Source organism: Paraburkholderia sp. WS6, assembly GCF_030464835.1.
Classification (GTDB): Bacteria; Pseudomonadota; Gammaproteobacteria; order Burkholderiales; family Burkholderiaceae; genus Paraburkholderia; species Paraburkholderia madseniana.
Genome location: NZ_JALQCK010000004.1, coordinates 178461 through 199837, shown reverse-complemented (window position 1 = coordinate 199837; position 21377 = coordinate 178461). Strand labels below are relative to the sequence as shown.

At 62.5% G+C, this 21377-nt stretch carries 25 protein-coding genes and 1 pseudogene; 9 read left to right on the top strand and 17 right to left on the bottom strand.

Features of this window, described 5'->3' with window-relative positions:
* Positions 1–4 precede the first annotated feature (4 nt).
* Together M0D64_RS07220 and M0D64_RS07215 are read right to left on the bottom strand one after the other, a co-directional pair.
* The gene (locus M0D64_RS07220; RefSeq protein ID WP_154560364.1) at positions 5–406 is read right to left on the bottom strand and encodes a DUF3564 domain-containing protein; all 402 of its coding nucleotides are present in this window, start codon (positions 404–406) and stop codon (positions 5–7) included.
* Positions 407–453: 47 nt separating this feature from the next.
* The gene (locus tag M0D64_RS07215) at positions 454–750 is read right to left on the bottom strand and encodes a cytochrome C (RefSeq protein WP_154560424.1); all 297 of its coding nucleotides are present in this window, start codon (positions 748–750) and stop codon (positions 454–456) included.
* A 346-nt stretch (positions 751–1096) separates the two neighbouring features.
* On the opposite strand from M0D64_RS07215, the gene M0D64_RS07210 reads away from it, so the two are divergent.
* The gene (locus M0D64_RS07210) at positions 1097–1372 is read left to right on the top strand and encodes a DUF1488 domain-containing protein (RefSeq protein ID WP_266257137.1); all 276 of its coding nucleotides are present in this window, start codon (positions 1097–1099) and stop codon (positions 1370–1372) included.
* Between the two features lie 30 nt (positions 1373–1402).
* Here the strand turns inward: M0D64_RS07210 and M0D64_RS07205 are convergent, their stop codons facing one another.
* From M0D64_RS07205 to M0D64_RS07185, 5 genes are all read right to left on the bottom strand, one after another.
* Positions 1403–2434: a nitroreductase family protein gene (locus M0D64_RS07205; protein ID WP_266257136.1), complete on the bottom strand. Its 1032-nt coding sequence runs from the start codon at positions 2432–2434 to the stop codon at positions 1403–1405.
* Positions 2435–2766: 332 nt separating this feature from the next.
* Complete coding sequence (locus M0D64_RS07200; protein WP_154560367.1) at positions 2767–3549, bottom strand: helix-turn-helix domain-containing protein; 783 nt, start codon at positions 3547–3549, stop codon at positions 2767–2769.
* Complete coding sequence (locus tag M0D64_RS07195; RefSeq protein WP_266257135.1) at positions 3542–3973, bottom strand: response regulator transcription factor; 432 nt, start codon at positions 3971–3973, stop codon at positions 3542–3544. Before M0D64_RS07195 ends, M0D64_RS07200 begins: the two co-directional genes overlap by 8 nt.
* 184 nt (positions 3974–4157) lie before the next feature.
* Positions 4158–4805: a response regulator transcription factor gene (locus M0D64_RS07190; protein ID WP_154560369.1), complete on the bottom strand. Its 648-nt coding sequence runs from the start codon at positions 4803–4805 to the stop codon at positions 4158–4160.
* Complete coding sequence (locus tag M0D64_RS07185) at positions 4802–6946, bottom strand: CHASE domain-containing protein (protein ID WP_233464858.1); 2145 nt, start codon at positions 6944–6946, stop codon at positions 4802–4804. The genes M0D64_RS07190 and M0D64_RS07185 overlap by 4 nt, the downstream gene beginning before the upstream one ends.
* 322 nt (positions 6947–7268) lie before the next feature.
* Here M0D64_RS07185 and M0D64_RS07180 point away from each other — a divergent pair, with 322 nt between their 5' ends.
* Positions 7269–7745, top strand: a complete 477-nt coding sequence (locus M0D64_RS07180; RefSeq protein WP_266257134.1) for a universal stress protein — start codon at positions 7269–7271, stop codon at positions 7743–7745.
* A gap of 111 nt (positions 7746–7856) precedes the next feature.
* Here M0D64_RS07180 and M0D64_RS07175 read toward each other — a convergent pair whose 3' ends face one another.
* The 10 genes and pseudogenes from M0D64_RS07175 to M0D64_RS07130 all read right to left on the bottom strand — a co-directional run bounded on the left by M0D64_RS07175 (position 7857) and on the right by M0D64_RS07130 (position 16934).
* Positions 7857–8684, bottom strand: coding sequence for a universal stress protein (locus M0D64_RS07175; protein ID WP_266257133.1), 828 nt, complete (start codon positions 8682–8684; stop codon positions 7857–7859).
* Positions 8681–9184: a universal stress protein gene (locus tag M0D64_RS07170; protein WP_154560372.1), complete on the bottom strand. Its 504-nt coding sequence runs from the start codon at positions 9182–9184 to the stop codon at positions 8681–8683. The genes M0D64_RS07175 and M0D64_RS07170 overlap by 4 nt, the downstream gene beginning before the upstream one ends.
* A gap of 42 nt (positions 9185–9226) precedes the next feature.
* Positions 9227–10063, bottom strand: coding sequence for a universal stress protein (locus tag M0D64_RS07165; protein WP_154560373.1), 837 nt, complete (start codon positions 10061–10063; stop codon positions 9227–9229).
* 139 nt (positions 10064–10202) lie between these two features.
* Positions 10203–10479: pseudogene (locus M0D64_RS07160) on the bottom strand (SDR family oxidoreductase); the annotation flags it as partial.
* 1 nt (position 10480) lies between these two features.
* Positions 10481–11392: a carbamate kinase gene (gene arcC / locus M0D64_RS07155; RefSeq protein ID WP_266257132.1), complete on the bottom strand. Its 912-nt coding sequence runs from the start codon at positions 11390–11392 to the stop codon at positions 10481–10483.
* 10 nt (positions 11393–11402) lie between these two features.
* Positions 11403–12401, bottom strand: a complete 999-nt coding sequence (gene argF / locus M0D64_RS07150; RefSeq protein WP_266257131.1) for an ornithine carbamoyltransferase — start codon at positions 12399–12401, stop codon at positions 11403–11405.
* A gap of 38 nt (positions 12402–12439) precedes the next feature.
* Positions 12440–13657, bottom strand: a complete 1218-nt coding sequence (locus tag M0D64_RS07145) for an arginine deiminase (RefSeq protein ID WP_266257130.1) — start codon at positions 13655–13657, stop codon at positions 12440–12442.
* A gap of 25 nt (positions 13658–13682) precedes the next feature.
* Entirely contained in the window at positions 13683–15164 is a 1482-nt protein-coding gene (gene arcD, locus M0D64_RS07140; protein WP_266257129.1) for an arginine-ornithine antiporter, read from the bottom strand.
* 33 nt (positions 15165–15197) lie between these two features.
* Positions 15198–16658, bottom strand: a complete 1461-nt coding sequence (locus M0D64_RS07135) for an MBL fold metallo-hydrolase RNA specificity domain-containing protein (protein ID WP_266257128.1) — start codon at positions 16656–16658, stop codon at positions 15198–15200.
* Between the two features lie 36 nt (positions 16659–16694).
* Complete coding sequence (locus M0D64_RS07130) at positions 16695–16934, bottom strand: hypothetical protein (protein WP_154560379.1); 240 nt, start codon at positions 16932–16934, stop codon at positions 16695–16697.
* Between the two features lie 306 nt (positions 16935–17240).
* Between M0D64_RS07130 and M0D64_RS07125 the strand changes: the two genes are divergently transcribed.
* The 7 genes from M0D64_RS07125 (at position 17241) to M0D64_RS07095 (ending at position 21375) form a co-directional block, all read left to right on the top strand.
* Positions 17241–17753 (top strand): flavodoxin, encoded by a 513-nt coding sequence (locus tag M0D64_RS07125; protein WP_266257127.1) that lies wholly within the window; start codon positions 17241–17243, stop codon positions 17751–17753.
* Between the two features lie 157 nt (positions 17754–17910).
* Positions 17911–19389, top strand: coding sequence for a F0F1 ATP synthase subunit beta (gene atpD / locus M0D64_RS07120; RefSeq protein ID WP_266257126.1), 1479 nt, complete (start codon positions 17911–17913; stop codon positions 19387–19389).
* Positions 19386–19850: a F0F1 ATP synthase subunit epsilon gene (locus tag M0D64_RS07115; protein ID WP_266257125.1), complete on the top strand. Its 465-nt coding sequence runs from the start codon at positions 19386–19388 to the stop codon at positions 19848–19850. Before atpD ends, M0D64_RS07115 begins: the two co-directional genes overlap by 4 nt.
* Positions 19847–20164 carry an AtpZ/AtpI family protein gene (locus M0D64_RS07110; protein WP_266257124.1) on the top strand — a complete coding sequence of 106 codons (318 nt, stop codon included), beginning with the start codon at positions 19847–19849 and terminating at the stop codon, positions 20162–20164. The genes M0D64_RS07115 and M0D64_RS07110 overlap by 4 nt, the downstream gene beginning before the upstream one ends.
* Positions 20157–20435, top strand: coding sequence for an ATP synthase subunit I (locus M0D64_RS07105; protein WP_266257123.1), 279 nt, complete (start codon positions 20157–20159; stop codon positions 20433–20435). The genes M0D64_RS07110 and M0D64_RS07105 overlap by 8 nt, the downstream gene beginning before the upstream one ends.
* Positions 20432–21130 carry a F0F1 ATP synthase subunit A gene (locus tag M0D64_RS07100; protein WP_266257122.1) on the top strand — a complete coding sequence of 233 codons (699 nt, stop codon included), beginning with the start codon at positions 20432–20434 and terminating at the stop codon, positions 21128–21130. Before M0D64_RS07105 ends, M0D64_RS07100 begins: the two co-directional genes overlap by 4 nt.
* The gene (locus M0D64_RS07095) at positions 21127–21375 is read left to right on the top strand and encodes a F0F1 ATP synthase subunit C (RefSeq protein ID WP_012427417.1); all 249 of its coding nucleotides are present in this window, start codon (positions 21127–21129) and stop codon (positions 21373–21375) included. Before M0D64_RS07100 ends, M0D64_RS07095 begins: the two co-directional genes overlap by 4 nt.
* Positions 21376–21377: the final 2 nt, after the last annotated feature.

The following is a 21377-nucleotide window of genomic DNA, read 5'->3' as shown; positions in this document are numbered from 1 at the left end:
CACCTCATGCTGGTGGTAGTGTCGACAACCCTAACGGGTTGCCGTCGGCGGCGAAGATACCGTCTTCCGGCTCCGTGTTCTCGTTGTCGACACATTGCACGTGCCAATGGCCCGTCATCAACGATCTGCCCGCATCCCAGCACCATTGGGCGCGTCCGGTCTCGCCCTCGAATGGCCCAGACGTGGCGTTCAGATCGAGCCCTTCGAGTACGCAGCAGGGCGTCGAATCGTGCGGTCCGCAGATGAGCGTGTTGCCGCAATCGACGTGCAAGGCGCCCCATTCGGGCAGTTCGAGCCCCATATGCCCCTCGCGTGACCATTGACGTGTTTCATTGTCGAGCCACAGGATGGCGAATGCCATCGGATTGACACGATCGAACGTGTCGAGATGAATGGTGAGGCGCATGAGGGTTCTCCGTACATTTCAGGAACATGTGCAAACGAACTGGGTGGCTATTGACTCAACACCCACTGGATCAACGTGTGAGCATCTTCGGGTGTCAACGGGCCGCCGCGATCCGCCGGCAGCGGCATTGACATGTCGCCCCAGTGGGCCTTGCCGCCGAGTCGCAGCTTGTGTTCGAGCATCACGCTGGCGTTTGGTACGTCGCGATAACGGTCCGCAATCTGCTGAAACGAAGGCGCGAGAAACGGCGCGTCCCGGGTATGGCAGAACATGCAATGCTGTTGATCGACGAGTGCTGTCGGCTCGGACTGGGCAAGCGCTGCGCCGCTTGCTGCGAGCAACAGCGCAAGTGTGCTTGCAGTGAGATAGTGCGGGTGCAGGGCGTTCACGAGACACACTCCAGGACAGGTTTTGAGTTCAGTGTAGGGGCGGTGCCGCTCTCGCGATTGACCCAAATCAATCGCCTTTCTCACGCGCGCGGGCGTCCGCTTTCCGCAGCCCAGCGCAAGAGATCACTTGACCTGAGTCAAGCCGGATCGCCAGCGAAAATTGGGTGACAGGCAAACGAGGCCTATTCTGTTCACAGACGGGTGCCACGCGTGGCGGCACGCGCTTCGCTTTGCCGCGCGGGCATTGCAGTCGCTCGCATGACGGCGCCTTAAGCGCCACGCCTATCTTCAGGCTGCGGTCATGAATATTCATTTTCCCCAGGAACGTCCGCAATATTGCACTCGCGATCTGGTCATCGCCTTTCCGGCAGAGATCGGCGGCGTGCGGGTTCAGTGCGCGATTACCGCAGAGGCGCTCGAAGATCACTTTGGCGCAGCGTCGTTACGTGAAGACGACCTGATCGCCGCGTTCGATACTCATCGTTATCCGATCGAACAGGCGGCGCGGCGTCTGCTGGACGAGGTGGGCGCCACGCCGGTCATGCTGCACAGTGGCTACTTTCGGTTTTGCGACTGAAGCGGCCGTCATCAATGAGCCGCTTCGTCCCTACGACACGGCTTCGGCAAGTGGACGCCGCGGCGAATGAGGCGTTTGCCGACCGCGGCCGATACGCAGCAGCAATTGCGGCACGCCGTCCAGATTCAAGGCGGCGCGCAATGTGTCGCGCAGTGGAGCCACTTCGATCGGCTGATTCAGATAGGACGCCGTGATGCCCTCGTCCGCGGCGGTAAGCAGCACCCGTTCAAGCGCCTGACCTGCCGCCAGCCACGCTGCGGCATCGTCCGCTCCGGTGGCGATACACAGCAGTAACGGCGAGCCGGTGACCAGTGTGTGATGGGCGGCTGCCATGCCGCCGCCCAGGTCGAACGTGCGAATCACCGAACCTACCAGGGGCACCGCGAGATCGAGCAGGGCGCGCATGCCCGGCGACAACGCTGGCATGCCATCCCGGCTGCGTTTCGGATGGATCCAGCTCGCCAGTTCGCGCCTGAAGCGCGGATCCTTGAATTGCGCCTGATCGGCTTCAGCGACCAGCGTGGCGAGGTGCTCGCGGATGGCCGCGTTCCCGGCGCAGACAATGTCGGCACCCTCGGCGGCGCCGGCTTCCTCGAACCGCAACTGGAGTTCGACCGGGACGGGTTCGTCAGCGAAGGTTTCACGGGTCGTGACGCGCCGCGGCATGGCGTCAAATAGTGGTGTAAGGCTGGCGTCGCAACGGCCGTCGCGCAAGATCCGCAGATGCGCCAGCACGTCCACGTCGGCAGGCGAGGGAAACAGCGTAATCGCGTAAGCAAGACCGAAGCGGCTCAGCGCAACGCGGAGATTGAATAGCGCCGCGCCACAGCTGATGATCAGCTCGCGGTCAAAGGGATCGACCACCGGCAGCGCCCGCATACGGTCCGCGCACAGCGTGACGCAGTCGCCGTCGACGATGAAGTGCCAAGGTTGCGTATTATGGTTGGATGGCGCCAGCACTGCGTATCGTAGTGCAAACCGCAGTTTTTCTTCGATGCCGGCATTCGGGGCGAGTTGATGCTCGTCGACCGACCAAGCTGTGTTCTGGGGAAGTACGTTCATTCAGGGCCTCCTGCGCGTTTTCCGGATCGGCCGAACCGTGCGTGCGATGCCGGTTGTCCGATCACGTCGTCAAGCTATCGTGTCAGATGGCCTTATGTGTGACTTGACTCAGATCAAGCGCTGGTGGGCGGACTGCGGTGAAATGGATGACGGTGTCTGTCCGGCCCGCTGCCGCGGTTCCGCGGTGCTATCGATCCGCTAAACGCTGCTTGAGTACGCAAAAAAAGGCGGCTAACTGCACCGCCTGAACACGCCTCTTCCGAGGGAACGCTCGTAAAATTCCTTGTCAACCGAAGCTGCCGCGTCTGGCACCATGCATTTCAGGTCCGGGACTACACGCGCGCGAGGCCCTCGAGGTCCAGAATCCTGATCTGCTTGCCATGCGTATCGACCAAACCGTCTTTCTGAAACTTCGAAAACATGCGGCTGACAGTTTCGAGTTTCATCCCGAGGTAGCTGCCGATCTCCTCGCGTGTCATGCGTAAATTGAAGGTGGCCGGCGAGTAGCCGCGAGTTTTGAGCCTTCCTGACAGGTTCAACAGGAATGCGGCGACCCGCTGATCGGCGGACATCGTGCCGAGCAGCATCATGAGTGTCGCCTCGCGAACGATTTCGCCGCCCATCAGACGGTGGACGTGCTGCTGCACCACCTTCACCTCGCGGCACATGACTTCGAGCAAATGAAACGGGATGATGCAGACATTGCTGTCCTCGAGGGCGATCGCGTCGCAGCTATGCTGCCCAGAGCAGACGCCGTCGAGACCGAGCGAATCACCGGGCAGATGAAAACCGGTGACCTGTTCCCGGCCGTCGCGATGCATGACGACGGTCTTGAACGAGCCGGCGCGGACCGCATAGATGCTCTGGAATGAATCGTTGGCGCGGTATAGCGATTCACCGGTTTTGATCGTGCGGGAAACGCACATCAGCGACTCCATGCGCTCCAGTTCAGCTTTCGTCAAACCTTGTGGCATGCAGATCGAGCGCAGCGAGCAGCTCGAGCAGCGTGCGGCGGGGCGGGCCGGTACTGACGGCGCGAGCGCAGAATGGCCTGACGCCGGCAGTGGGACACGCTGCAGCGGCATGATTTCAGAATACTCGGCGACGTCAGACATGATGTGCTCCTGTGTAATTGAGGCCACGTGCGCAACGCTCGTGGGCAATCCGCTTGATCGTGTTGCACGCAAGATCAAATTCGCCCGTCTTGTCGAAAAAGTACTGCGCGCCGGCCGCGAGGCACGCCTGCCTGAACCCCGCACTCGAATGATTCGTCAGCACGATCGTGATTACCCGTGACGTGCTGTGCTCGAGGTCATGCAGCAGTTCCATACCGGTGCCACCGGTCAGGCGCAAATCCAGGACCACGACGTCGGCTCTGGTGGCGTCGATACCGGTGAGCGCGGCGCCTGATTCTTCGGCCTCGCCTACGATCTCGACACCTTCGATTGCGCCGAAGCGCGCCGCCATCCGTTGTCTGATCGGGATCGTGTCTTCAACGAGGAAAACGCGCAGTGCTTGCTGGGACGGGCTTGAGTTCATGGCTCGAAGTATCGGCCACGCTGTCTCAAATTAAAATCGGCGGCGAACGAACTTCGGGTAGGCGAGCGCGAAGGTGTGTAGGGAATTTCCTACACGCGGCGAATCCGAGGGTGGAGGTCGCCGCGCGACCGGCGAATTGATGTGACGATTCGATGTGGCTCTGGGGCCTTGCGCCGCCTCGGAACTAGATTTCGTCGTCTTCCCCGAGCAACTTGTGGCGCAGCGCGTAACGCACCAATGCGGCTTCGTGCGGCATCTGCATTTTTTCGAGGATACGCGTTTTATAGGTGCTCACCGTCTTGCTGCTGACACACAACTCCGTGGCGATTTCGGTGAGGGTCTGGCCTGCGGCGATACGGCGGAACACATCGAACTCACGGTCAGACAGGCGCTGATGGGGCAACGTGTCGGCGGGCTCGTTCAGGCTCTGTGCAAAACGTTCGGCCATCGCGAGACTCACGTAGACGCCCCCGGATGCGACTTTGCTGACCGCGGTGACCAGTTCGGCACTGGCGCTTTCCTTGGTTAGATACCCTGATGCCCCCGCTTTGAAAGCGCGTACCGCATACTGCTGCTCCGCATGCATGGTGAGCACGAGAATGCGGAGCAGCGGCTTTTCCTCCTTGATCTGTTTGATCAGCTCGACGCCGTTTCGGCCCGGCATCGACAGATCGAGCACGAGCACGTCGGCAGCGTTAGAGCGGGCCAGCGCTATCGTGCTGACACCGTCATTGGCCTCGCCGACCACCTCGAAGCCGCTTGCGCCTTGCAGGATATGCCGCAGACCGTCACGCACCAACGTGTGATCGTCTGCGATTAGCACTCGAATCATGTTTGCATCTCCTGCTGTTGCACCGCCAGTACCGGAAAGGTCACGGTCAGCGCAAAGCCCTTGTCATTGGAAGTATGAATTTCGACGGTACCGCCCAGCATGTGTGCACGCTCGCGGATACCGAGCAGGCCAAACGATTTGTCGCCGGAGGTGGGCGAGCGGTTCGCGCCATGGCCGTTGTCCGCGATCTGCAACACGCAAACGCCCCCTTCGACGTGCAACGTCAGCGTGACGAGCGTCGCTTCCGCATGCCGGGCGACATTGGTTAGCGCTTCCTGCACGATACGAAATAGCGTCGTTGCGCCCGTCGGTGTAAAGCTGGTGTCGCCGACTTCGATCCGGCGCTCCACATCGATGCCGTAGCGGTTTGTAAAGTCATTGGTGAGCCATTCGATCGCCGGAATCAGACCGAGATCGTCAAGCATGACCGGGCGCAGATCGGCCGCTATCCGGCGCACCGACGCGACCGTCGCATCGATCAGCCGGCGCATTCCACGCAGTTGCTGCAGCAGGCGCGGTTCAGCCGTGGTTTCAAGCTCCTGTTCGACCGACGAAATGTCCATCTTGAGGGCGGTCAATTGCTGCCCAAGGTCGTCGTGCAGTTCGCGTGCGATGCGGGTTTTTTCTTCCTCGCGAACTTTCTGCAGATTGGCAGAGAGTTCGCGTAGTTCCTCGCGCGATTGCCGCTGCGCATTTTCCGCCTTTACCCGTTCAGTGATGTCGCGCAGCATGACCGTGTACAGCTTGTCGTCGCCGTCGCGGATCTGCGAAATCGACGCTTCGATAGGAAACTCTTCGCCGTTGCTCCGTAAGCCGAACAGGACGCGCTGCTTGCCCATCTGCCGGTCGGAAACACCGGTCACGCCGAACTGTTCGACATGCCGCTGGTGTCCTGCGCGAAAGCGCTCGGGAATGAATCGCGAGAGCGAGGCGCCGACCGCGTCCATCGCGGAGCATCCGAAAACCTGTTCAGCCATTGGATTGAAGATGACGATGTTCTGCCGTTCGTCGACAGTAATGATGGCTTCCATCGATGACCGGATGATGCCCATCATGCGTGCCTCGTTCAGGTTCAACTGGCTGCGCGTCTCGCTCGTCGCGGCAGATCCGTCGCCGCGCCCGCTGACGATCACGAAGGCCATGGCGCTGAACAGGCATGCTGCCGCAACGCCGGCGATCAGCACCGTGGTTTCTGCAAATTCGTCCCCGGCTCGCAGATAGCGGCCGCTCGCAGTGTAGGACAGCGTGATAGGTACACCGCCGAGGTGCAAGGTATCGGTTTTGCGGATGACCGGCGCCGTCTCCACCAGGTCTTCATCTCCCGCGGCGGACGAATAAAGCAGCGTGGCAGGCGTTCCGCTAAATACCTGCAGATCAATGCGCCGTTGCCGGGCGAGGGCGTTATCGAACACACGGCCGGTGTCCAGCGCCGCTACCAGCAGCCGCTTGATGTCCGCGCGGCGCGCTTGTGGCGTCGACGGCAATCCGGCGTCCGAGTACACCGGAAAATAGACGTAAAGACGAGGGTGGGGGTTCGAGCCGATATCGCCAAACGGCGCTGCATCCGCGTCGAGCGCGCTTGCCCCTGTATCGATGGCGTGCAGCAACGCCGTACGGCTTGCGGGAGCGCTAGCCAGGTCGTAGCCGACTGGCATCGCATCGACGGTGGCGGGCGCCATCTGGGTAACTGGCGCGACCGGTTGCGGCGTGGCGGCTTGTCCGGCCACGTTACCGGTGCCGCCCGTCAGGCGGGCGACACCGGCGGCGTCAACATCAGCATAGCCAAGCGCGCGCACCACGGACGACGTTTCGTCCAGATCGAGTTGCGCGACATATCGGCGCCAGGCGTCGGCATCGGCCGCCGGCGCGACGGAGAGCAAGCCGCGCACGCCGCGCAGAAGCGATTCTCCGGTGGCGAACTCGCGCTGCAGATCAGCGGTGATATGCGCGGTATTCTGATCAAAGCGGCCGTTGGCAGCGCGCAATGACTGCTCGCCGACCCAGCGCCACGTGCCGAGCGCAGCCACAAGAACGACAGCAAATGTGACCGCCGCGACAAGCATGGGACGCCGCTCAGGCGTGACAACCCGCATGGGCGAAAGCGACTTTTTGGCGAAGGGCGTCTTACCGCGAAAGGGCATGTGCGCCTCATTGGATGGTGGGCAATCCGCAGCGCTGGCCGATGGCGCAGGCGTGGGTCGGGGCAAGTCACTAAGATTTTCTTTAATTGCGACCAATTGGTATAACGCGTGCGCTGCCTATTGTGCGCGGTTTGCACGGATCGTGCCAGTATGCAGCCAACTTACCATGGAGGCCGTGCCGTACATGAATGTGAGCAGACAGCGAGCCGTCGGCGCTTGATCATCGTCAAGCGCATTCCGATCTGCGAACCGCAGACTGAAAGCTCGTCGCCGCCTGATCACCACGCCCGTTCGGGACGGGTGCGAATTCAAGGAGAAGGTCATGTACAGACGGATTCTCGTAGCAATCGACGGCAGCCAGGCCGCGAAACTCGCGCTCGAAGAAGCGCTAAAAATCGCCCAAGCCGCGCAGGCGACGGTGATGGCGATATTTGTCGCCGAACATGCTGCGCAAATGGTCGACGTAGCAACGGGATTGGTCGAGGAGCAGGCAACCGGTACAGCGGCCGCTGAAGCAGCGATGGCGACGCTCGAAGACGCTCGCGCGCTCTTCGAACAGTGCAACGTGCGCGGAATAACCCGGACGATTGACGCGTATGGCGAAGACATCGTCACGGTCCTCTGCCGCGTGGCAGAAGAGTGTGAAACCGATCTCGTTGTAATGGGCACGCATGGGCGTCATGGCATCGGGCGGGTGTTGCTCGGTAGTGTCGCCGAAGCATTTTTACGGCGTGCCGGGATGCCCGTTCTGCTGGTCCGACGCGAACGGGACATGGACGAAATACCGTCGTACCTGTAATCGGGCGGTGGCGCGCCCGGGAAACCGAGGCCCAAAAAAAAGAAGCGCCCTGAAAACCGGGCGCTTTAATTTGCGCGAGGGCTTTTTTCGCGCAATTCGTGACTTGTCAGATCAATGCGACATCAGCACCGGCACGGTCATCGACTCAAGCAGGGTCCGTGTGACGCCGCCGACCAGCAGTTCCTGTGCGCGTGCATGTCCGTACGCGCCCATCACCAGCAGATCGATATGACGATCGGCCACCATGTTCAGCAGCATTGCGCCTGTAGGGACGCCGACCACCTTGGGCACGGCCGAAAATCCCGCCTGGATGCCGTGCCGTTCGAGCCAGCCGGCGACGTCGATGCCAGCTGGCGCTTCGTTACCCTGGTGTCGCTGCACGGTCATCACGGTGACGAATTTCGCGCGTTTGATCACCGGCAACGCATCGGCCATGGCCCGGGCGCTCTCGCGGCCGCCGTCCCACGCGATCAGCACGTTTTCGGCGAACGAACGGACAGTCCCGGCATAGGGCAGCACAATGGCGGGGCGGCCTGAGCTCATCAGCACGTCCTCGACAAAATGGTGTGCGATATAGGACGAAGGGTCGTCGGGATCATACTGACCGAGGATCAGGAGGTCGGCATGGCGTGTGTGCAGGAGCGCCGTTTCCACCGCAGGCCCGCCCGGTGCCCGCCATTCCACGCTGCGCCCGGCTCGTTCGCCTGCCGCCATGAAACGCGCTTGCGCGCTTTCGAGATTGGCATGGCGTTGCGCTTCGTGAGCCGCGACCCATGCGCGTTCGCCATGAAGAAACATCGGCTGTGTCAGATCCTGACAAACCACATACAGGCCGATCAGATGCGCGTCGTGCCGGCCGGCCAGTTCAAGTGCGAATTCGGTCCGCGCGGCGCTATGGGTGCTGTCGTCGAGATGCACCAGTAGGGTTTTGCAGGTCATGACGGCTCCTTGATTGATTCGACTGTCTGCGCGCCGTTTGCCGAAGGTTTGGCGCTGTGCGCCCGGATCATCAGCACCGGGCACTGCGAGATGCGCAGAAAACGTTCGGCCACACTGCCGAGCACCAGTCGCTGGAAGCCCCGTCGCCCGTGCGTGCCCATTACCACCAGGCTGGCCTTGAAATCGTTTGCCGCGCGCAGTATGCAATGCGCGATGTCGTCGCCCGCCAGGTCGGTTTCGACGATGCGCGGCGTGCCCTGCACGCCGGCCCGCTTCATGCGCGCGACTGCGTCTTTGATCACATTTTCGCCTCGCTCCAATAGTGCATTGCGGGCATGGGTCAGGTCGGAACCGGGCGTGTCATATACCAGCATGGGGACGTCAACGACAAAAAGGGGTTGTAGTTTTGCGCCGGCATCGCGCGCGAGTTGCAATGCTGCGTCAAGGGCACGCGCGGACGTTTCACTGCCGTCGACGGCAACCAGAATCTGTTGATACATGGTGAACTCTCCTGAATGGACCTGACTCGAAGCCTCGGTTCATCAATGTGACATCAGTACCGGCACGGTCATCGATTTGAGGATCGTGCGGGTCGCTCCGCCCATCACCAGTTCCTGCCAGCGGGCATGCCCGTAAGCACCCATCACGAGCAGATCTGCACCGATCGCGGATGCCTGCGACAACAGCGCGTCGCCGATCAACGCGTCCGTGTAGGCTTCAATATCCTTGACCTCGACGTTGCCCCCGTGCCGCGCAATGAGCGTCGCGATATCCGTGCCCGGAATGCGCGAGCGCGGCTCGTCACGCGCGCCGTTGATCGTGACGATTGTGGTAGTCTTCGCCGCGCGCATGAATGGCAGCGCGTCGTGTACCGCACGGGTGGCTTCGCGACTACCGTCCCAAGCGACCATCACATGCGCACCGGGCGACGTGACGCTACTGGCGTACGGCACCAGCAACACTGGCCGGCCTGCGGACATGATCAGGTTTTCAGGAAAAAAATCGCCGACGTACGATTCCGGATCGCCAGGATCATCCTGGCTGGCGATGATCAGATCGGCGCACCGGCCGCGATGCGGCACGGCGAGGCTGGCCGGGGCGTCGGCGGTGATCCACTCGCCGGCAACCTCGGCCCGGCTCAGCTCCGCATGAAAGAGCCGTTCGAGCGCGCCGCGGCGTTCCTCGCGCAGCTGTTCGTGCGTAGCGTAGTATTCGGCGGTTCCGGCCATCACGTAGAGCGAGCGCGGATCGGGCGAGAACACGGCAAACACGCCGGTCAGATGGGCATCGAATTGCTTGGCGAGCCGCAGCGCGAGTTCGAGCCTGGGGTGCGCGCGCTCACTCGTATCCAGGTGAACGACGATGGTCTTGTAGGTCATTGCAACGCTCCAGAAGTGGGTGAGTGGCGTATGAACGCGTGATCTGAGTCTAGGAGCCAGGTAGTCGCTGACGTTGATTCAGATCAACGGCGCGGTAGCGCGCGAGACTTCATCTGGATGCGCCGACGGCAATCCGTGCTCAGGCCATGCCATGAAAACCCGCGTCCGTGTAGACGGTCGAGCCAATCAACAGCATGCCTGCGTCACTCGCGACAACGGCGGTGATCCAGCCGATTTCCTCGATCGTGACGAGATGCTGCGCGGGCGCGCGCGCTGCATCTCGAAAGCAACGCGTTGAAGTGGTCGATACCCGATGCGGCTCGTGTTTTCAGCGCACCGGCGGCGAGATAGCGGACGCTCGACTCGAGCGCCGCCTTTACCGGTCCCATCACGAGCTAACCGATCACCGAACGCTCTTTACGCGCGCACGACACGCGTACCTGCCGTACCGTTTGCCATCTGCTCGATGCGGTCGAGCGAGCCGATGACTGCCGGCCGGCCAGTGCGTGAGACGAACTCGCACGCCGCCTCGACCTTCGGCCCCATTGAGCCGGCAGGGAAAGACATCGAGCGAAGTCCCGCCACCGATACCTCGCTCAGCACGCGTTCGCAGGGCGTGTGCCAGTCAGCATAGACTGCGTCCACGTCGGTCGCGATCAGCAGCAGATCGGCGTCCACGTCCGCTGCAAGCAGCGCGCTGCACAGATCCTTGTCGATTACGGCCTCGACGCCGCAGCGAGTCCGCCCATCGGTTCCGACCGTGACCGGAATTCCACCGCCCCCGGCTGCGATCACAACGGTATCGTGGTCGAGCAACCAGTGAATGGGCTGAAGGGCCACGATGCGTCGCGGTTTCGGCGACGCGACGACGCGGCGGAAATCATCGCCGTCCTGAGCGACGCTCCAGCCTTTGTTGATGACCAGACGCTTGGCCTCCGCCTCTGTGTAAACGGGACCGATTGGTTTGGTGGGGTGAGTAAAAGCCGGGTCACCGGCGTCGACCTCGACGCGCGTCAGCAGCGTCGCCACCTGCCGTTGGGGCGGCAAGGCATTAGCCAGTTCCTGCTCGAGCAGATAACCGATCATGCCTTCCGACTCGGCGTCGAGCACATCCAGCGGCGCCGCACCAGCCGCACCCGCGGCGGTGGCCTGCAACGCCAGCAGGCCGACCTGGGGTCCATTACCGTGCGCGACGATCAATTGATTGCCGTCGGCAAGCCGCGCGATCTGCTGTGCGGCGCGACGGATATTGGCGATCTGGTGGGACATCGTCATCGGCTCGCCACGTCGAAGCAGCGCGTTACCGCCCAGTGCGATCAGAATGCGCATGATGGGTTCCTTAAGCAAGTGTCGCCACGAGTACCGCCTTGATCGTGTGCATGCGGTTTTCAGCCTGCGAAAACACGATCGACGCATTCGATTCGAAGACTTCGTCGCTAACTTCGAGCTCGGACAGACCGAAGTGCTCGTGAATCTGCCGGCCGGTCTCGGTCTCCAGATTGTGATAAGCGGGTAGGCAATGCATGAAGTGGGTGCGCTGCTTGCCCGTCGCTTTCATCAACCCGGCATTGACCTGGTATGGCCGCAGGAGCTCGATGCGCGGCCCCCAGGCCTCCACCGGCTCGCCCATCGAAACCCATACGTCGGTATAGACAAAGTCGGCGCCGCTCACTGCCTCATGGGGATCGTCGACGATCGTCACGCGAGCGCCGGTCCGTTCCGCAAGGCGCCGCATCTGTTCCACAAGGTCGTCGTGGGGCCACAGTTCGCGCGGCGCGGCAATACGCACATCCATGCCCATCTGCACGCCGCCGATCAGCAGTGAATTGCCCATGTTGAAGCGGGCGTCGCCGAGATAGCAGAATGACAGCTCGTGCAGTGGCTTTTCGCCAAATTCCTGCATCGTCAGCAGGTCCGCGAGTACCTGGGTCGGATGGAATTCGTCGGTCAGGCCGTTCCATACGGGAACATGCGAATACTTCGCGAGATCCTCCACTACGCTCTGGTGAAAGCCGCGATATTCAATCCCGTCGTAGAGCCGGCCGAGCACGCGCGCGGTGTCTTTGAGCGACTCCTTGCGGCCAAGTTGCGAGCTCGCCGAATCGATGTAGGTGACATGGCCGCCCTGGTCGTGCACGGCAACCTCGAACGCACAGCGCGTGCGGGTCGAGGTCTTTTCGAAAATCAGCGCGATGTTCTTGCCGTTGAGCCGAGCGACTTCGTTGCCGGCGTATTTGGCGCGCTTCAGTTCGGCGGCGAGGTCGAGGAGAAAACGGATGTCGCGCGGGGTGAAGTCCTGCATATTTAGCAGGCTGCGGTTGCGCAGGTTGAATGCCATGGCGTGTGGTCCTTGGAATATGGGAGGCAGGAGGAGTGTCAGACGGGATCGCGTTCGATCGGACAGGTCATGCAATGTCCGCCGCCGCGCCCGCGCCCCAGTTCCCCGCTCGGAATCGTGATGACTTCGACACCGGCTTTGCGCAGTAGCGTGTTCGTGTAGACGTTGCGGTTGTAGGCCACCACGACGCCTGGCGCGAGCGCGATCACGTTGTTGCCGTCGTCCCACTGTTCGCGCTCGACCTCCCATGTGTCGCCACCGGTGGCGACGGTGCGAAGTTCTTTAAGACCTAGCGCCTGGGCGACGACATCGAGAAACGATGCGGTCTCGGGCCGGACATCGAGCGTGTGTGGCCGTTGCGACGGGCGCAGGCTGGTGCAGCGAATGCCAACGACGACTTCCGGAAAGATCGTGACCAGGTCGCGGTCGCAGAAGGTCAGCACCGTATCGAGATGCATCGCGCCGCGCGAACGTGGCAACTGCGCGGCGATTACATGTTTCACCGATTCATGTGCGAAAAGAGATCGTGCGAGTTGTGCGACGCCCTGCGGCGACGTGCGCTCACCCATGCCGATGAGTACAACGTCGCGCGATAAAGGCATGACGTCGCCGCCTTCCAGCGTAGCGCCGCCGTGATCGAGATCAGGGCCGCCCCACCAGATGCGCGTGCCACCGCTGAACAGTGGATGAAAACGGTAGATTGCCGCGCTCAATAGCGTTTCCTGGCGACGCGCGGGCCAGTACATCGAGCCGAGTACGGCGCCGTCGTTGATCCAGCAACTGTTGTCGCGGGTAAAGAGCGTATTGGGCAACGGCGGGAGGAGAAACCCGGCAGGCTCTGTACATTTCGCCAGCAAGCCCGTGGGCTCAAACGGCAGCTCGGCCCGCACGATCCCGCCGATCAGCCTGGTGGCGAGCTCGGCGGCTTTCATCTCGTTGAGCCAGGGCAGCAGTTGCGCGGATAGTTCCAGGTCGACAGTGCCTGACGACAGCTTGCGTTCGAGTACCCAGTCGCGTGCTTCCTGGCCTTGCAGAATGTCCGCGAGCAGGTCATGCATATCGAGCACTTCGATGCCGCGATCCTGCATCGCGCTGACGAACGCGTAGTGGTCGGTCTTGGCCTGGGAAACCCACAATACATCGTCGAACAGCAGTTCGCGGCAATTGGCCGGGGTCAGGCGCGCCTGGGCGAGCCCGGGCCGGCAGACCATGACCTTGCGCAAGGTGCCGACCTCGGAAAAGACGCCGAGTGCCATAGAGGTTCTCCTTGTAATGGGCGGCTTACAGGCCTAACGCGCCGCTTGACAGCAGCCAGGCGGCGATTGCGGCGAGTCCGATCAGCGCGGCCAGAGTGACGGCTTCGAAGGGCTTGAAAAGACGTGCGCCGCGTTCGTGTTTTGCCCAGCCATACAGCAGCACGCCGGGCGCGTAGAGGAGGGCGGAAAGCAGCAGATACTTCGGGCCGGCCGCATACAGCAGCCAGCAGCAATAGACGCTTGCGGTCGCGCCGATCAGCATGTCGCGTCCACGAACGGTGTCGGTTACGGCGTAGCCTTCGCCGCGTATGGCAATGCGGGTCGCGTACACAGCCGAGAAAAGATAGGGAACAAGGATCATCGAGGTCGCGAGCGAGATCAACGCCTGGTAGGTCGCGTTCGACACCAGCGTGATGATCAGGAACAGCTGCACGAGCCCGTTTGTCACCCACAGTGCATTGGCAGGTACGCCGTGGCTGTTTTCTCGGGCGAGGAAGGCCGGCATCACGCCGCCGCTCGCGGGAGTGAACAGCGTTTCCGCGGCCAGCAAGGTCCATGCGAGCAACGCACCGCCTACCGACACCAGCAGCCCGATGCTGATCAGCACCGCTCCCCAGGTTCCGACGGCCTTGTCCAGCACGCCAGCCATCGACGGGTTCTTCATTGCGGCCAGATCGCCCTGCGAGACGATGCCAAGCGACAGCAGCGATACCGCCATCAGCAACAGCAACACCACAGTGAAGCCGAGCAGGGTCGCGCGCCCAATATCCTGACGACGTTGCGCGCGGGCCGAAAACACATTTGCGCCCTCGATGCCGATGAATACCCATACGGTGATCAGCATCGTGCTTTTGACCTGCGTGAACACGCTGCCGAGCTTCGGGCTGCCCCAGAAGTCCTGCGTGAAGATGTGGCTTCTGAATGCCGCGAGCGCGAGCAGAATGAACAGCAACAGAGGAATGACCTTGGCCACCGTAGTGATCGCATTGAGAACGGCCGCGCTGCGCACGCCACGCAGAATCACCGCATGCATGATCCACAGCACGATCGACGCGCCCAATACCGCGGCGCGTGTGTTGCCGTCGCCGAACACCGGGAAGAAATAGCCTAGCGTGCCGAAGACGATGACGAGATAGCCGACATTGCCGATCCACGCGCTGACCCAGTAACCCCACGCCGAGTTGAAGCCGACGAATTCGCCGGCGCTTGCGCGCGCATAAGCATAGATGCCGTTGTCGAGATCGGGTTTTCGCGTCGTCAGGGTCTGGTAAACGAAAGCGAGCATCAACATGCCCACACCGGTAATCAGCCAGCCAATCAGGACCGCAGCTGCGCCAGCGCCCGACGCCATGTTCTGCGGCAGCGAAAACACACCGCTGCCGATCATCGACCCGATCACAAGCGCCGTCAGCAGGCCGAGCCGCAGGGGCTTCGCCGTCGAGGCCTTCGTCTGGGTGGCCGCTCCGGACACAGGTGGTCCCGACAATGAATCCGCTAGATTCTTCATGACATGCCCTCGTTATTCTTCAAGATACGTTGATTAGCTCACTTCGGGACGGCTGGCCGATTGATCTGGATCAGCCATTTCAGGGTCGGACATCGCCGTTGCCGCGCAGGGATGAATGTCTGCATCGCCGCCCGATCCGGGCAGTTCGACGGATTCAAAATAAGTGGGCACCTCGCAGTGCCAGTGAAGCGTTTCTTCGATATGACGCCGCAGCGCATCAGCAGCGGCAGGCTCGCCGTGGGTGATGAACGTTCGCTCCGGCGGCACGGAGATGGAGTGAAGCCATTTCGTCAGTTCCTGGTAATCCGCATGCGCGGACAACGACGAAAGCGTGACGACCGAAGCCCGCACGGGCACATAATCGCCGTGAATCTTGATCGCGGGCACATGGGCTCCAAGCGCCGCGCCGCGTGTGCCGGTCGCCTGGTAGCCGACCAGCGCGATCGTGTTGCGGCTATCGGGCGCGAACGCCTTCAGGTGATGCACGACCCGCCCGCCGGTCGCCATCCCGCTGCCGGCGATCACCACCATCGGACCGTGCCGCGCCGAGACGGCCTTGGATTCGTCGACGGTACGCACCATTTCGGCTGCGCTGCTGATCGCGTTGGCTTCGGTCATCGTGAGGCGATGCTCGCCCACGTGATGCCGGTACAGTTGCGTGACGCTCGACGCCATCGGGCTGTCGAGAAACACCGGCACATTGGCCATCCGGCCAGATGCCTTCAGGCGAGCGATGTAGTGAAGAATGGATTGCGCACGGCCGACCGCGAAACATGGAATCACGACCACGCCACCGTGCTGGAAGGTGCGCGCGAAGATGTCGGCGAGTTCGGTGGCCGGATCGGCGGCCTCGTGCAGACGATCCCCGTAGGTGGACTCGACTACCAGATAGTCGGCGTGCGCAAGCGGCATGGGCGCGCGCATGATCGGATCGTTCGGACGGCCAACATCGCCCGAGAAGGCGATCACCTTGCCTTCCATGCACACCACGACGCTGGCGGCGCCCAGAATGTGCCCGGACGGCAACAGCCGGAAGCACGCTTGCTCGTTCAGTTGCTTCGGGACATCGAACTCGCGTGGCACGAGCAGCTGCAGCGCCTTTTCGGCGTCTTCGAGCGTGTATAGCGGCAGCGCCGGATGATGTTTCGAAAATCCATGCCGGTTCGCGAAAGCAGCCTCTTCTTCCTGCAGTTTGGCGCTGTCGCGCAACAACACTTCGCACAGGTCGCGGGTGCCACGGGTGCAATAGACGGGTCCCCGATATCCCATCCGCGCGAGGACTGGCAGATAACCGCTGTGATCCAGGTGGGCATGCGTCAGGATCACGGCATCGAGTGATTCGACGGGAACCGGGAACGCGCTCCAGTTAAGCAGGCGCAGATTCTTTGTGCCCTGAAAAAGCCCGCAGTCGATCAGCACCCGAAGGCCGGCTCCCTCCAGCAGATACCTCGAGCCGGTGACGGTTTCTGCCGCACCTAGAAAAGTCAGCTTCATTGCTTCACCTCTTTTGGCGGATGAGCCGCACGCCCGTCACACTGCAGCGCGTTGGCCGAAGTTGTTGCAGAGGGCTTCAGCGAAGCGTTTGAAGGCGTGCAGCGAGCCCGCGATGCTTTGATACTTCTCGCGGCCAATTTGTCCGTCCAGCGTGATCAGCATTCCGGACTCTCGGGCCAGCGCGAGAATTTCATCGAATTCACTGACGGCGTTGCGTGCGTCTTTCGGTTGTCCAGCCAGCGCTGTGGCACGGACGGAAAAAGTATCGTTCGGCATGGCCGGTCTCCTTACAGGTCAACCTCCGCGCGCTTATCGAGGGTGTCGCGAGGGTTTTCGATTGCTGCTGTCCTGAAATTCAGTATTGGTCAGCGCATGGCCGATAGAAATCAGGTCGCGCTGAGCTTGGCGTAGGGCGTCCTGCGTTCTTGTCAGGGATTTCCTACACGCCATGGCGTGGTAATGACGCTCAAGTTCATCGCTTGACATGGATCATGAGAACGCGCCCAACCGCACCTATGCTCGTGCCATGCACTGCGAATCCCGCATGTGAGCGCACTGCGGTGTGCGGTCAGGAGATCGGAAATGCCCGAAGCAAAGGTTCTTGTCGTGTATTACTCGCGTACCGGCACCACGCGTTCGCTCGCGTCGGCGCTCGCAAAGATGCTGGCCGCCGATCTTGAAGAGATCTGCGATTGCAGCGATCGTGACGGGCCTGGCGGCTATCTGCGCTCACTGTTCGATGCCATCCGCAAGCGGCACGTTGAAATCGTACCGGCGGGGCTGGACGTCTCGGCGTACGACCTCGTTGTCATCGGCTCGCCGGTGTGGGCGAGTTCGGTATCAGCACCGGTGCGTTCTTACCTCATCGAGAACCGGGCACAGCTGTCGCAAGTGGCGTTCTTTTGCAGCTTCGGTGGAGGAGGCGCTGACAAAGCGCTGCATGAGATGCAGCAGATTGTGGGCAAGCCGGCCGTCGCCGAATGCAAAGTCACTGCGAGCGAGGTTCATCACGGCGCACACACCGCGCTTGCGGCTTTTGTCAGCGGACTTAAGCGGCACATCGCCAAATCCCGAAATCTGGAATGGGCGTGCTGATCCGTCGACACTTCGTAACGATGGGCGTGGCATAGTCGGCCTCTCGCTCAGGCATCGTGAGGCGTCATTTCTCATACGTTTGATGGAAGTCAATTTATCGGTCGATTGGGGCGGTATCGTGCGACTATCAAAAAAGCGGCCGCAAGGAATCCTCGATATGTCGACTCATTCAACAGCACCCTTGCCAGCGAGACAGCCCGCCGTAAGCGACGGTAGCGTTGTCGCTGTGCGGGGCGCAGTGGTCGACGTCAGGTTTGCGGGTGATCAGCTTCCGGCCATCGACGACGCGCTCCTCATCCTGCCGGACGATCTCGCGCCGGTTCTCGCCGAAGTTCAAGCCCACCTGAGCGAAACAACGGTGCGGGCGCTGGCGCTGCAATCGACGGCGGGATTGCGGCGCGGCGCGCGCGTGCGGGCCTGTGGCGGTCCCATTGAGGCGCCAGTCGGCGAGGCGGTGCTCGGCAGGCTGCTCGACGTGACGGGCGCGACCCGCGACGACGGCGCGGCGCTCCCCGCGCAGATCGAGCGCCGTCCGATTCATCGTGCAGCGCCGCCGCTCGCCGCGCAGACCGGCGCCACTACGCTGTTTTCGACGGGCATCAAGGTAATCGACCTGCTTGCGCCGCTCGCCCAGGGCGGCAAGGCGGCGATGTTCGGTGGTGCGGGCGTTGGCAAGACCGTCCTGGTCATGGAATTAATCCATGCGATGGTCGAGCGCTACCAGGGGATTTCGGTGTTCGCAGGCGTTGGCGAACGCTCGCGCGAAGGCCACGAGATGCTGCTCGACATGCGCACGTCGGGCGTGCTGGCGCGCACGGTGCTGGTGTACGGCCAGATGAACGAACCGCCTGGCGCACGCTGGCGCGTGCCGTTTACGGCATTGACGATCGCCGAGTATTTCCGCGACGAACGCCGGCAAAACGTACTGCTGCTGATGGATAACGTGTTTCGCTTCGTGCAGGCGGGTGCCGAGGTGTCGGGCCTGCTGGGGCGCATGCCTTCGCGAGTCGGCTACCAGCCTACGCTGGCGAGCGAAGTCGCCAGTCTGCAGGAGCGCATAGTGTCGGTCGGCGACGTATCGGTCACGGCAATCGAGGCCGTGTACGTGCCCGCCGACGATTTCACCGACCCTGCCGTGACCGCGATCGCCGCGCATATCGACAGCATGGTCGTGTTGTCCCGTTCGATGGCCGCCGAAGGCATGTATCCCGCCATCGATCCGATCGCGTCGTCTTCGATCCTGCTCGATCCGCTCGTAGTCGGCGAGGAACACGCGGCAGTCGCGACCGAGGTGCGCCGGATCATCGAGCACTACCGCGAACTACAGGACGTGATCTCCTTGCTCGGTATCGAGGAACTGGGCGCCGAAGACCGCGCTCTCGTAGGGCGTGCGCGGCGCCTGCAGCGCTTCCTGACCCAGCCGTTTGCCGTGACCGAAGCCTTCACGGGCGAAGCAGGCCGCTCCGTGGCAGTCGCCGACACGATCGGCGGCTGCAAGGCGATTCTCGCCGGCGAGTGCGATACATGGCAGGAAAGCTCGCTCTACATGATCGGCACGCTCGACGAAGGCCGTCGCAAGGAAGAGGCGGCCGCCTCGCAGGACATGGCGGCGCACGGCATGGAGGCGGTGCCATGAGCGCCGCGCCGCTAACCTTGACTGTGGCGACGCCGCTGCGGGTATGGTTCGACGCTGTCGAGATCGTGTCCCTGCGCGCGGAAGACGCAAGCGGCTCGTTCGGCATCCGCCCCGGACATGCCGATTGCGTGACGCTGCTGGCGCCGTCGGTGGTCCGTTGGACCTGTACCGACGGTACGACGCGCTATTGCGCGGTGGATGGCGGCGTATTGTTGGTGTCGCGCGGCGTTCGGATATCGATCGCCTGCCGCGAAGCAATCTCAGGCGATTCGCTGGAAAGTCTGGAAGCCGGGGTCCGCAGCCGCCATGCCGAGGAGGACGATGCGGCGCGGCGTGCCCGTGTCGAGCAATTGCAGCTGCATGCTCGCGCCGTGCGTCAGATGTTGCGCTATCTACGGCCGCACCCGGGCGGCGGTGCCGACGGACCCGACGGACCCGGTATCGGAGCCAACCCACGATGAATCCACATCAGATCGACCAGCGCAAACGGCCTGACGACAGGATGGCCGGCGCGGCCCGCCAGGCCGCCGAGCTCGATTCGCGCGGACGCGCTGAACCGGAGCCGTCGCTGGGTAGCAGGCTCGGCCAGATTGGCATCCTGGGGTGGGCCATTGTCCTGCCGACGCTGATTGGGCTCGCGATCGGACACTGGCTGGACCGGACCTTCGGCACGCGCGTGTTCTTCTCGGCGCCGCTGCTGATGATCGGTGCTGCGATCGGTTTCTGGTCGGCGTGGAAATGGATGCATCGTCAGCAACGGGGGCGCGATGACTAGTCCGCTGCCCTTGATCGCACAGTTGGCCGTGGGACTCGCGCTCGGCACGTTGGCCGGCGCGTGGCATTTCATGTCGCTGCGCTGGAACTGGCCGCTCTTCGCCGAGGGCCGCGCGGCAGCGGCGCTGGCGTTGCAGCTTGCCCGCTTCGCGCTCACCGGTGCGCTGCTGTTCATGCTCACGCACGTCGGCGCATTGGCGCTGCTTGCCGGCATGGCCGGCTTTCTGCTCGCACGCGCCATCGTAATGCGGCGCCATGGAGGCCAGCCATGACTGCTTCGCCGCTGGCCACCGCGCCGCTCCTGCATCTCGGTCCGCTCGCGATCACTGAGCCCGTGATCGCGACCTGGGCAATCATCATCCTGATGACCGCGGTGTCCGCCTGGCTGACCCGCAACCTGTCGCTCACGCCGGGCAAGGTGCAAACCGTGCTGGAGCTGCTGGTCGAGACGATCGATCAGCAGATCCGCGACACTATGCAAACCGGTCCCGCCACATATCGCGCTTTGATCGGCACACTGTTCCTCTTTGTGCTGATCGCCAACTGGTCGGCCCTCGTGCCGGGTGTGACGCCGCCCACCGCGCACCTCGAGACGGATGCCGCGCTCGCCCTGATCGTGCTGGGTGCGACGATTTTCTGCGGCATTCGCACGCGCGGCACGGCGGGCTACCTCGCTGCTTTTGCCGAACCCAGCTGGGTCATGATTCCGCTCAACGTCGTCGAGCAGATCACGCGGACGTTTTCCCTCGTGGTGCGCCTGTTCGGCAACGTGATGAGCGGTGTGTTCGTGATCGGCATCATTCTTTCGCTCGCCGGCCTGCTCGTCCCCATTCCGTTGATGGCATTGGACCTGCTGACGGGCGCCGTGCAAGCCTATATTTTTGCCGTTCTGTCGATGGTGTTCATCGGCGCTGCGATCAGCGATACCCATCATCCCGTTAGTGTAAAAAAGGGCGAAGCCTCATGAATAACCTCATTGAAATCGTCAGCATCGCCGCCGCGGCGCTTGCCGTGTCGTTCGGCGCGATCGGCCCGGCGCTTGCCGAAGGCCGCGCCGTCGCTGCCGCGATGGATGCCATCGCGCGGCAGCCCGACTCGGCCGGCACCGTGTCGCGTACGCTCTTTGTCGGGCTGGCCATGATCGAGACGATGGCGATCTATTGCCTCGTGATCGCCTTGCTCCTGCTGTTTGCCAACCCGTTCGTGAAATAGGC

Excerpts from the sequence above, each read along its gene's own strand:
- M0D64_RS07220 (WP_154560364.1), bottom strand. The coding sequence starts at position 406 with ATGCGCCTCACCATTCATCTCGACACGTTCGATCGTGTCAATCCGATG.
- M0D64_RS07210 (WP_266257137.1), top strand. The coding sequence starts at position 1,097 with ATGAATATTCATTTTCCCCAGGAACGTCCGCAATATTGCACTCGCGAT.
- M0D64_RS07205 (WP_266257136.1), bottom strand. The coding sequence starts at position 2,434 with ATGAACGTACTTCCCCAGAACACAGCTTGGTCGGTCGACGAGCATCAA.
- M0D64_RS07200 (WP_154560367.1), bottom strand. The coding sequence starts at position 3,549 with ATGTCTGACGTCGCCGAGTATTCTGAAATCATGCCGCTGCAGCGTGTC.
- M0D64_RS07195 (WP_266257135.1), bottom strand. The coding sequence starts at position 3,973 with ATGAACTCAAGCCCGTCCCAGCAAGCACTGCGCGTTTTCCTCGTTGAA.
- M0D64_RS07190 (WP_154560369.1), bottom strand. The coding sequence starts at position 4,805 with ATGATTCGAGTGCTAATCGCAGACGATCACACGTTGGTGCGTGACGGT.
- M0D64_RS07185 (WP_233464858.1), bottom strand. The coding sequence starts at position 6,946 with ATGCCCTTTCGCGGTAAGACGCCCTTCGCCAAAAAGTCGCTTTCGCCC.
- M0D64_RS07180 (WP_266257134.1), top strand. The coding sequence starts at position 7,269 with ATGTACAGACGGATTCTCGTAGCAATCGACGGCAGCCAGGCCGCGAAA.
- M0D64_RS07175 (WP_266257133.1), bottom strand. The coding sequence starts at position 8,684 with ATGACCTGCAAAACCCTACTGGTGCATCTCGACGACAGCACCCATAGC.
- M0D64_RS07170 (WP_154560372.1), bottom strand. The coding sequence starts at position 9,184 with ATGTATCAACAGATTCTGGTTGCCGTCGACGGCAGTGAAACGTCCGCG.
- M0D64_RS07165 (WP_154560373.1), bottom strand. The coding sequence starts at position 10,063 with ATGACCTACAAGACCATCGTCGTTCACCTGGATACGAGTGAGCGCGCG.
- arcC (WP_266257132.1), bottom strand. The coding sequence starts at position 11,392 with ATGCGCATTCTGATCGCACTGGGCGGTAACGCGCTGCTTCGACGTGGC.
- argF (WP_266257131.1), bottom strand. The coding sequence starts at position 12,401 with ATGGCATTCAACCTGCGCAACCGCAGCCTGCTAAATATGCAGGACTTC.
- M0D64_RS07145 (WP_266257130.1), bottom strand. The coding sequence starts at position 13,657 with ATGGCACTCGGCGTCTTTTCCGAGGTCGGCACCTTGCGCAAGGTCATG.
- arcD (WP_266257129.1), bottom strand. The coding sequence starts at position 15,164 with ATGAAGAATCTAGCGGATTCATTGTCGGGACCACCTGTGTCCGGAGCG.
- M0D64_RS07135 (WP_266257128.1), bottom strand. The coding sequence starts at position 16,658 with ATGAAGCTGACTTTTCTAGGTGCGGCAGAAACCGTCACCGGCTCGAGG.
- M0D64_RS07130 (WP_154560379.1), bottom strand. The coding sequence starts at position 16,934 with ATGCCGAACGATACTTTTTCCGTCCGTGCCACAGCGCTGGCTGGACAA.
- M0D64_RS07125 (WP_266257127.1), top strand. The coding sequence starts at position 17,241 with ATGCCCGAAGCAAAGGTTCTTGTCGTGTATTACTCGCGTACCGGCACC.
- atpD (WP_266257126.1), top strand. The coding sequence starts at position 17,911 with ATGTCGACTCATTCAACAGCACCCTTGCCAGCGAGACAGCCCGCCGTA.
- M0D64_RS07115 (WP_266257125.1), top strand. The coding sequence starts at position 19,386 with ATGAGCGCCGCGCCGCTAACCTTGACTGTGGCGACGCCGCTGCGGGTA.
- M0D64_RS07110 (WP_266257124.1), top strand. The coding sequence starts at position 19,847 with ATGAATCCACATCAGATCGACCAGCGCAAACGGCCTGACGACAGGATG.
- M0D64_RS07105 (WP_266257123.1), top strand. The coding sequence starts at position 20,157 with ATGACTAGTCCGCTGCCCTTGATCGCACAGTTGGCCGTGGGACTCGCG.
- M0D64_RS07100 (WP_266257122.1), top strand. The coding sequence starts at position 20,432 with ATGACTGCTTCGCCGCTGGCCACCGCGCCGCTCCTGCATCTCGGTCCG.
- M0D64_RS07095 (WP_012427417.1), top strand. The coding sequence starts at position 21,127 with ATGAATAACCTCATTGAAATCGTCAGCATCGCCGCCGCGGCGCTTGCC.